This is a genomic window from Massilia glaciei (assembly GCF_003011895.2).
GTDB classification, from domain to species: Bacteria; Pseudomonadota; Gammaproteobacteria; order Burkholderiales; family Burkholderiaceae_D; genus Telluria_A; species Telluria_A glaciei.
The window spans coordinates 1-633 of record NZ_PXWF02000266.1 but is presented as its reverse complement, the minus strand read 5'-3'; the positions used below and the strand labels follow the sequence as shown (position 1 = coordinate 633).

Annotated in this window: 1 protein-coding gene; it reads left to right on the top strand. The window is 62.7% G+C overall.

From position 1 onward, the window contains the following. Window positions 1–26: 26 nt before the first annotated feature. Window positions 27–633: phage late control D family protein (locus C7C56_RS19295; RefSeq protein ID WP_229458870.1), on the top strand; the 607-nt coding region annotated here is incomplete at its 3' end.

Here is a 633-nt window from a genome sequence, read left to right as displayed (position 1 = left end):
CGCGGTGCGTAACACATGTGAGCGGCGTGGAAACTATCTGCGGCGGGGTCGAATATTCCCTGCTGTGCGTGTCGAACCAAGCCGGGTTGCCGCTCAAGCAATTCATCGCCAATCCGGTCGAACTGCAGTTCGTGACCGACACGGGCGGCTTGCACGCGGTGAGCGGCATCGTCGCCGGCGCGGCCGACGGCGAGGCCGACGGCGGGCTTGCCACCTACCAGTTGACCGTGCGCGACGCCTTCTCGCTGCTCGATAAAACATGCAACACACGCGTTTTCCGCAACCTCAGCGAAGTCGACATCACCGAGATCGTGCTGAGCGATTGGCGGCACAGCAATCCGGTCGCCGCGCGCGCGTTCGAATTCGACCTGCGACACCTGAAAAAATATCCGGCACGCGAATTCACGATGCAGTACAACGAGTCGAACGCGGCATTTCTGCGCCGCCTGTGGAAGCGCTGCGGCATTGCCTGGTTCGTGCAACACGGGAGCGCGACGAAAAGAGGCAGCGACATGACCTGCGTCCACACCCTGGTCCTGTTCGACGACGCCATGTCGCTCAAGAAAAACGCGGCCGGCGCGGTGCGCTTCCACCGCGACGACGGCACCGAAAAGCGGGGCAGCATCACCAGTT